Here is an 8,295-nt window from a genome sequence, read left to right as displayed (position 1 = left end):
GAGTATCCATACCTTAGTTGGAACTAAAAAATTGGTGTAGCCTTACCGTAGTAGGCATAAAAATAAAAAAAACGATATGTTAAAGCTATCCTTTTGGGTAACGTTAACATATCGTTTTTTTTATTCGCTAATACAATAATGCACATGGCTGCTATGCATTGATCCTCATCAACCTCTTCTTAAAAACTCCTATAAAACTATTAAAATATACAACATTTATAAATGGAATTTCATTTTATCTTTCACAAGAATTATCAATCTAAAAGCAAAAAAACCAATTTCTAATAACATATTATATACAGTGAAAACCCATTGGAAACACATTGAAACTCCATTGATTTTCTCATATTTATGATATCACGTTTTTGTTAGGCTTTGTCTAACCTGTCACCTTTAGTGATAGCAAAAAAACCTTATGCTCTTCTATAAATAATCTGCATTTAATATAAATTTATATAAAACTATTTCTTAAATATATTATCTACCTCATCATAATCACGAAACGTCACTGTATCTTCACATTGAATATAAATTCCTTCTCCAAACCAAGCGAAATTCTTACCCCAAATCTTACGAAAAACTTCAAACAAACGTTCTTCTCCAGTATCCTTATCCAAAAGGACTCCTTCAATAATCTCATCATCAGTAAAAACCACTACATTTTGATTAGTTAATTTTTTAATCTTAGATTCTAAAAATTTGTCTTCTAACATAATAAAATCCCCTTTGATTTTCATTTTTTGTACGTGAAAAATACGTCTTTTTTCCGTACAATTTGTATTATACGATATTTTTCCGTACAATACAAGAAGAGGTGATAATAATGACAGATAAAAAAGAAAGAGTAGAAATGAGAATCCCACAATCAATATTAAAAAAAGTTGACGAATACAAAGAAGAAAACGGAATTTCTACTAGAACAGCAACAATTCTAGAACTTATAAGAAAAGGATTAAATAAATAAAAAAATAGAAGGGATAATATACATATCCCTTCTAACTAATATCTGATTCTATATAATAAATACGATCAATATAATCTAAATTCTCAATATAGCTCAACTTGCCTTGAGTGACTAAAAAATCTAAATAACTACAAACATGAACGTAGATATGAGGCTTTCCAGTAAGATAACGTTTATCTAAAGAGCCAACCTCTTTAATCATAAATTCACATAGTTGTCTCACACTTACAGAATTAACATTTTGTATAAACTGCAAAATAAATTCTTGTTCAACAAAACTTAAAAATTGATACGAAATGTTCTTCTCAATAGAAACAGGTTTCACTTTCACAGGCTGACTTCGTATAGTTTGAACATTATCATCATCTAAATTAAATCCAAAAACAATGTCTTCATCAAACAAAGAAGCTTGTCCTTCTTCTCTTTCCTCGTTTATTTCAAAATCTACAGAATCATTTTTCTCAACAATATTCTTCTTTAATGAATTATAACTTCTCAAATCACCTTTTAATCTCATAACCTGACGTTCTAATAAAGGTAAATCTAATTCTAAATGCTCTCTAATATCTATAGGCATAATCAAATCATTAGGAATAGAATCCATACCTAAGTTCTCAAATAAAGACCAACCAGATGAAATTTTAATCAAAATTTCATCTAACTCACAATCAATCTTATACATTCCCTTCAAAACTGCCTTAACAATACTAGAAGGTAAACCTGTATGTTTTTTAAAGTGATCCTTACTAAACTTTAAAATTTTATTAGTCACTAAATTCTTAACAATATATTGATAACGTAAAGGACGACCACACTCACACGGATGATCTTTCGAAACTTTTCCTGCATCAATCTACTCAATAAACATCCATTGAGTAGATATATGTTCAGCATCCTCTTCAGATTCGCCACCTTTTAATCTAGCTAACACACTAGAGAATGCTGTCTGATTACCTCTCTTCAAAAAAATACGTAAATACTCTTGTTGTTCATCAGACAAACTACCCATTATTCTATCCCTATCTTCTGGATCTAAATAAGCACCATACATAAACAACAAATCCTTCCGAAAAATTAAATTAAATAGACCATGCTACAAATTACATATATAATACAATTAGATTCTTTAACAATCATTTCAGTCTTATGATTCTTCAACCCATTGAAGAATCTACATTTTTGTACATCTTCAGCCCATTGAAGATGTTTTTTTTATATCTAAAATCCCATTTACTAAATCAAAAACATTATTTAATGTTATATTCGAAACCGGTTCTGGAACACAATTTATCATAGTCGATAAAACCTTTTCATCCGGCACATAAACTTTTATATTTTTCTTCGCTCTTGTAATTCCTGTATATAATAAATTATTAGTATTTAATTTCGGCTGACTTTCTAAAAATACCGCCACATTCTCATATTCACTACCTTGAGATTTATGAACTGTAAATGCATAAGCTGGTACAATATTAACTGTATCTAAATATCTATAAAACACTTGCCTATCTTCAAAATCCAATTGAATTAAAATACCTTTATCATCATAATCAACAATTTTACCAGTATCACCATTATAAACCCTTCTAGATGAATCATTAGCAATGATCATGACTCTATCACCGATTTCATAACAATAATCATTAAAACACTTCGTAATTTTATCCTTATTAGCTTGAACTATTAAATTAATTTTCTTAGTCATTTTTTTTGTATTTGTTAAAATTTGATACCCCTGTTCCACAAGTGGTAAAACTAGTTTTTCTAATTGTTTTTCATCATATAATCTAAAATCAATTAATTCACGATTTAAAACTTTATATGCAAGCTCTAACACAGTATCTCCACTTCTAAAAACTTTTGTAAGTCTTATAGTATTTATAAAATCTAAACCTTCTAATTCAGGAATTACAGAAGAATCATTAACAGGTGGAAGTTGAGCATCATCACCAGCAAAAATAATCTTTGTATAACTAGGAACAGCTAATAATACTTTCATCAAAATATCTCTTGGTATCATACCTACTTCATCAATAATCAAATACTCACATTCTAAGTTATTATACTCATTCTTTAAAAAATTCGAATTCCAATTAGATGAACATGCTTTATGAACTGTCATAGGCTTGTATTCGGTTAATTCATGTTGACTCAACAATTCTTTAATTCGTACAGACGCTTTACCTGTATACGTTAAAATAAAAGTTGTACGTGGATTAGGCTTTAATTTTTTCAACAAATTAACTAAAGTATAAGTTTTACCTGTACCAGCTCGTCCTAACAATAATGTAATTTTATTTTCTACAAAAGATTTTAATAACTCTAATTGTTCTTTAGTTAAATCAGTCTCATCAAAAACAGTCGATAACTTATTTTTATATTCAGCAACTGAAACTTGAATTAAACGCTCATGAATTACATAGTTACAATTTATAAAATCATCTAAATCCAATGACTTTGAAAATTTCAATAAATCAATTGCATACTGATCCCTAAGCATTACAGAATGAAACTTAATAAAATCTTCTACACTATTTTCTAATACTTTTGGAACCTCATAACTTGTTGCATTAATTTGATAATCATATACCCCTAATTTCTTATACTTAGATTCTTCTTCATCTTTTTCATCAAACAACTTGATACAATTACTTGAACTAATTAATTTCTTAGCTATATCACCTTCCTTTTCCAATTCAGAAAAGGTTTCTATAGTCTCCTTAGTAACATATCTAGTAACTTTCGATACATAAAAAGAAACAATATCAGTATCTACAGTGTCATATGTAAGAGTTTTATTTCTCTCCATAGCATGATCCACAATATACGCATTATCATAAACCTCACTCACACCTTCAACTGTTATCTTCTTCATTAAATAATGAGAAACATAACGATTACATAAAAAATGATAATGAGGTTGTCCACTTTCATGCAACTCAACTACCCTAATAAACTTAAAATCTTCAAATTCATTCTCTTCAAAACGTCTTAAAATTCGTTCGTACAACTGTTTATGTAATATTTCATCTCGCTTATTAACTTCATGAATAGCCGGAAATAGCTCGTCTACTAAATGATTATATTTCTTATGAAATTCAATTTTTTGTTTAACATTTAAACCCAAATAATAAACCTTTTTTAAATTTGCAACTTCAATGATTGCATTTTTTCTTGAATAAATTCCAAGTTCAACATCAATATCAAAATCTATCATTTTTTTCTTTTTCTTTTCATACCATTTTAAAGCTTTCTCGTAACTAACTTTTTTACGTCTCATATATCCTTCAATCGTAAAATCACTAGACAATTCTTTACGAATCTTTTTAAAAGTCTTCTCCAGATCATCAATACCATCCTTAGAAGTAATAGTATTAAAAAAGAATAGACGTTCATGCTGAGAAAAATATTTAATTCGAAGTTGTAAACGTGCTGCAATGACCGGACCACATACAGGGCAAGAAAGCTGGTTACAGGACATTCTTCGGATCATAACATCACCAGTAGCTTTTTCGCGTAAAACGATGGTCCGCCGACCGCATTTAGCAATATCTAAAGCCATAAAAAACAACCTTTCTAAGAAAACGAATAAAAAGTGCGACTCTATCCCTATTATTATTAACTAGTTAAGTAGAAACTACATTAAACTATGAATTTACTTCTTTACTTTATCTAACTTTTCTCTATATCTTTTTAAAGCATCTTCAAGAAAAACACGATCTTTTACTAAACACTCAAGATTATCTAAATGATAAAAAATATAGTCAATATCATTTTCAATAAAAGATTTATTACTTAAATATTGTTCAATCTTTAAAAAATTGTCTTCACAAACCTTTTCTGAAGACAATAAAATACTTTCTAGTTCATTAATAACATTCGCATAATACGTTTTTAAATCCATAACAACACCTCTCTATAAACAATTCCACAAAGTGCCCATTTACACAGTAAACTGTTAAATATGTTTTATTACATTCTCACAACGTTTACTAAAGTAAATATCAAGAATGTGCATGTAACCACTCCTTAAAATACTCAAACATCTCTTTAGAATCCTCTTCAAACATTGGCGAATCATAAATCCTTATAGACTCAAGACCCTCATAAAAAACAAAATGAACTCCAGTACCATTAAAAAGAAAAACTCCTTTTAAAGTTAGATCAGAAGATCTAAGATCATTTGAATTAAAATCATGAGAAATATGATTGGATTGAGAAGCCAATTTCATAACTTGCTTTGCAAAAAATCCACTCAATAAAACCCCTTCAAAATCACCATCTTCAGTTGTAGAAATGCTCGCATATTTACCAGGATTCTTCCTAATTAATTTCTTTATCTCTTTAATATTTTGCAAGATATCATTCCCCTTAAATATCTTCTTTCTTTAAAAATAAACACATATAATTTTAATTCACATATGAATCCTAATGTTTTTGTCTCTTTAATTTTTCAACTGTTGTTTCATTTTTAAATACACGTTTATTCAGAACATCAATCTCAACATCTTTATCCTCAACTAGCTTATATAACTTCGTAAAATTATCATCTATTTCCATTCGATGTGCTTGCATTTCTTTTCTAATTTCTTTTACCTCACTACCAATCGTATCTACTTTCTTATCAAGTTGATCCAATTTCTCTAAAATTTTTGTTAATGCATCATCCATATTTAATTCTCCTCCTAAAATTAAATTACAAACTAAACTTAGCTAAATTGTTATCCTTATTAACCACACTTAACAAATCTCCTTGAACCATTTGTTGTTGTTGTATTTGCGTATACATTTGTTGAAGTTTAGGTAACTCCTCAAACATTGTTTGTTGTTGTATATATTGTTCCAAAGCCAAATAAATTAAAGTAGATTTAGGTACACCAGTTCTAGCGCTTTTTTCATCTAACCAACCATTAACTTCTTTAGAAATACGAGTATTAACACGAACCATTTCAGCTTGTGGTTTTTTATTTAATTCTTCCATCTTGATCCTCCTTGACGTTTTATTAACACCAATTTTACATCAATAGAGTCTATAAAACAATAAAAAAAGCCTTTTCGGCTAAATTTATTTTCTGAAAAAATGCCACCATCTTTTTTTATTACTTGCCGCCACCATTCTTTTCACTTCTAGCATTTCTTTCATTAATCTAACCAATTGCTGATCTCTATCTCCAACGCTTGTTTCAATCATCTTAGTTTGATTTGACTGTTCATTTAATTTAATAGTTAATTCATCAATTTTATTATTCTGCATTAAAATCAATTCCTTTAACTCTTCAATCGCCTTATTATCCCCTCCGTTTTCAGGAGATATATCGGTTATAACTCGATTCTTATCCGAAATACCAAACTCTTCACCAACAAGTCTACACGATTCTTCTATAGTCCTTCCTGGTTCCGCCTTAACTAATAATAACCTCTTAAATACTTCTAAATCATATTCACTAAACATTACCTGTCCTTTTGAATCTCTTAAGAAGTTATATCCGGTATATCTCTCAAACATGCCATAATATTTTTTAAAAGTTGTATGATTAATATTTAATGTTTGTGCTGCTTGTTTTGTTGTTTGATATATAATAACCATTGCAATCACCTCACAAATTTACATTCGATATAACCGATATAACTCCTTGTTTTATAATTTATATAAACTTTATAAATCATAATAAAATTTCACGTCCCGTATTATTCCACAAAATCAAACCGTCCTTTTTAAAAAAAGGGACACAAAAATTTTTTATTCGTGGGATATTCCCACACCCTTTACGCTCACAGCGAGTGTCCCCCAAACAATGTTTGGGAGTACGCAATAGCTTGATTTACTATTCCTTTAGGCAACCCTACGGGACATCAAGTTTTATTTAAAAAACTTTTTACAAATCAAAAAACTTTTCTAAATAAAACTCCTTCGCCTTGCTACGGCTTCTTACAGGCTTTCCATTTCCATCTACCGATTCACATTTCAAACCTTCCAGAAGTGATTTTGCGTATTCTGATGAATATATACATCGTTCCTTCTTTTAATCATTCTACCTTTATAGCTGAAGTTATATCGGCTATATCTTCTATAACTCACAATTAGATCCAACTATATATTAAATAACTCTATAGATAACTACCTTGTTAATATTTTTCATCCTCTTAACGCTTAACTATCCCTGGCGCGCATCCGCCTAAGGCCGAATGCGCGCCATACCTAACATAATCTTTAGGGCGTAAGCACTAATTCTGCGACAAATATTAAAAATATTTTTTCTATAGAATCTCTAAATATATACTTATCTCTTCTTGAGACCCCAACACTATATTCGTATTTAAACCTCCAACGATCCTGAATTTAGTCCTGCTGCCATTTCATTTTGATTTTTTTATAACGATTACTTGGATAAAAATCTTAATACTTCGCCCCAATATACTTCAAAAAATGTCTTCCCTAATCTTCGCCATTCCTCGCTAATTGCCACAAACATTAATTATTTAATCTGTCGGATCTATTAGTAAGGCTACATCAAAACATTAGTAAAATAGACCTTATAAATGTTTTGTGACCACAAAACGCATTCCCTTTTTCAATCGTGGTCACAACTCTGTACACAATGAAAAATTATTCTATCAGGCTTTGACTGATACACGTAGACACAACTGTGTCCCTCTCCTTATCCTGCATTTTCTTTTTTTAATACAAAATATTTACCAGCTTAAAAAGCCATATAAACCTTTTTTTAAAGAAGAGCATAAGGAAACCGAATCCCATTTTATAAAAAAAGTGATGAAATAGGCTGAGCCTATTGGGTTTCTATTTTGTGAATTACGGGATGCCTTTTTGGGCTTTGTAGCCCGTTTTGTGTACGTTTAAAGCACTTTTGTGGCACGTTTTGTGTCCCTTGTAGCACGCTTTACGCCCCTTTAAATCAACGTTTTTTTAACCCGAAAAAGTGGGACGTCTTTTTTTACTCATATGCGTTCTGTATGCATTTTTGGTCATTTTATATGCGTTTTGTATGTGAAAAAAATTAAAAGTATGCGTTTTGTACGCGCCAAAAATGACCACTAAACGACCACGAAAACTGGGACGCCTATTTATTAATTGGTGGTCACTGGGTGGTCATTTTTTCATTCTGATGGTCATTTGTTGGCACTTAGTGGTCACTCAGTGGTCACTAAAAATGCACCAAAAAATTAAATTTGTGGTAAAATAAAAACGAAATTCAGCGAAGTTTTTTTCTGTTCACCTTCGCAACAACATAAAACAAAAGAATGATGATTAATTTTGGAGTATCCATACCTTAGTTGGAACTAAAAAATTGGTGTAGCCTTACCGTAGTAGG

Annotated in this window: 10 protein-coding genes; 1 reads left to right on the top strand and 9 read right to left on the bottom strand. The window is 29.8% G+C overall.

Annotation, left to right across the window (positions count from 1 at the left end; translation table 11 throughout):
• Positions 1–461: 461 nt before the first annotated feature.
• Positions 462–713 carry a hypothetical protein gene (locus tag CQ064_RS32355; protein ID WP_000888627.1) on the bottom strand — a complete coding sequence of 84 codons (252 nt, stop codon included), beginning with the start codon at positions 711–713 and terminating at the stop codon, positions 462–464.
• Between the two features lie 110 nt (positions 714–823).
• On the opposite strand from CQ064_RS32355, the gene CQ064_RS33845 reads away from it, so the two are divergent.
• Positions 824–964: a ribbon-helix-helix domain-containing protein gene (locus tag CQ064_RS33845; protein ID WP_000130115.1), complete on the top strand. Its 141-nt coding sequence runs from the start codon at positions 824–826 to the stop codon at positions 962–964.
• A gap of 31 nt (positions 965–995) precedes the next feature.
• Here the strand turns inward: CQ064_RS33845 and CQ064_RS32350 are convergent, their stop codons facing one another.
• From CQ064_RS32350 to CQ064_RS32315, 8 genes are all read right to left on the bottom strand, one after another.
• The gene (locus CQ064_RS32350) at positions 996–1,646 is read right to left on the bottom strand and encodes a DUF3895 domain-containing protein (protein WP_000276556.1); all 651 of its coding nucleotides are present in this window, start codon (positions 1,644–1,646) and stop codon (positions 996–998) included.
• Positions 1,647–1,817: 171 nt separating this feature from the next.
• The gene (locus CQ064_RS32345; RefSeq protein WP_000274139.1) at positions 1,818–2,015 is read right to left on the bottom strand and encodes a hypothetical protein; all 198 of its coding nucleotides are present in this window, start codon (positions 2,013–2,015) and stop codon (positions 1,818–1,820) included.
• 138 nt (positions 2,016–2,153) lie between these two features.
• A complete protein-coding gene (locus CQ064_RS32340) occupies positions 2,154–4,526 on the bottom strand; it encodes an ATP-dependent DNA helicase (protein ID WP_001162327.1) in 2,373 nt (790 codons plus the stop codon).
• 93 nt (positions 4,527–4,619) lie between these two features.
• The gene (locus tag CQ064_RS32335) at positions 4,620–4,868 is read right to left on the bottom strand and encodes a hypothetical protein (protein WP_000364675.1); all 249 of its coding nucleotides are present in this window, start codon (positions 4,866–4,868) and stop codon (positions 4,620–4,622) included.
• A 100-nt stretch (positions 4,869–4,968) separates the two neighbouring features.
• Positions 4,969–5,322 (bottom strand): hypothetical protein, encoded by a 354-nt coding sequence (locus CQ064_RS32330; protein ID WP_001179589.1) that lies wholly within the window; start codon positions 5,320–5,322, stop codon positions 4,969–4,971.
• 70 nt (positions 5,323–5,392) lie between these two features.
• On the bottom strand, positions 5,393–5,635 hold the full coding sequence (locus tag CQ064_RS32325; protein ID WP_000340717.1) for a hypothetical protein: 243 nt from the start codon (positions 5,633–5,635) through the stop codon (positions 5,393–5,395).
• A 25-nt stretch (positions 5,636–5,660) separates the two neighbouring features.
• Positions 5,661–5,945, bottom strand: a complete 285-nt coding sequence (locus tag CQ064_RS32320; RefSeq protein ID WP_000391901.1) for a hypothetical protein — start codon at positions 5,943–5,945, stop codon at positions 5,661–5,663.
• An 84-nt stretch (positions 5,946–6,029) separates the two neighbouring features.
• Positions 6,030–6,551: a DUF3967 domain-containing protein gene (locus tag CQ064_RS32315; protein ID WP_000234812.1), complete on the bottom strand. Its 522-nt coding sequence runs from the start codon at positions 6,549–6,551 to the stop codon at positions 6,030–6,032.
• Positions 6,552–8,295 lie beyond the last annotated feature (1,744 nt).

Source organism: Bacillus sp. MYb78 (assembly GCF_002975115.1).
GTDB lineage: Bacteria > Bacillota > Bacilli > Bacillales > Bacillaceae_G > Bacillus_A > Bacillus_A cereus.
This window is presented reverse-complemented; position numbering and strand designations above follow the sequence as displayed.

Excerpts from the sequence above, each read along its gene's own strand:
- CQ064_RS32355 (WP_000888627.1), bottom strand. The coding sequence starts at position 713 with ATGTTAGAAGACAAATTTTTAGAATCTAAGATTAAAAAATTAACTAAT.
- CQ064_RS33845 (WP_000130115.1), top strand. The coding sequence starts at position 824 with ATGACAGATAAAAAAGAAAGAGTAGAAATGAGAATCCCACAATCAATA.
- CQ064_RS32350 (WP_000276556.1), bottom strand. The coding sequence starts at position 1,646 with ATGTATAAGATTGATTGTGAGTTAGATGAAATTTTGATTAAAATTTCA.
- CQ064_RS32345 (WP_000274139.1), bottom strand. The coding sequence starts at position 2,015 with ATGTATGGTGCTTATTTAGATCCAGAAGATAGGGATAGAATAATGGGT.
- CQ064_RS32340 (WP_001162327.1), bottom strand. The coding sequence starts at position 4,526 with ATGGCTTTAGATATTGCTAAATGCGGTCGGCGGACCATCGTTTTACGC.
- CQ064_RS32335 (WP_000364675.1), bottom strand. The coding sequence starts at position 4,868 with ATGGATTTAAAAACGTATTATGCGAATGTTATTAATGAACTAGAAAGT.
- CQ064_RS32325 (WP_000340717.1), bottom strand. The coding sequence starts at position 5,635 with ATGGATGATGCATTAACAAAAATTTTAGAGAAATTGGATCAACTTGAT.
- CQ064_RS32320 (WP_000391901.1), bottom strand. The coding sequence starts at position 5,945 with ATGGAAGAATTAAATAAAAAACCACAAGCTGAAATGGTTCGTGTTAAT.
- CQ064_RS32315 (WP_000234812.1), bottom strand. The coding sequence starts at position 6,551 with ATGGTTATTATATATCAAACAACAAAACAAGCAGCACAAACATTAAAT.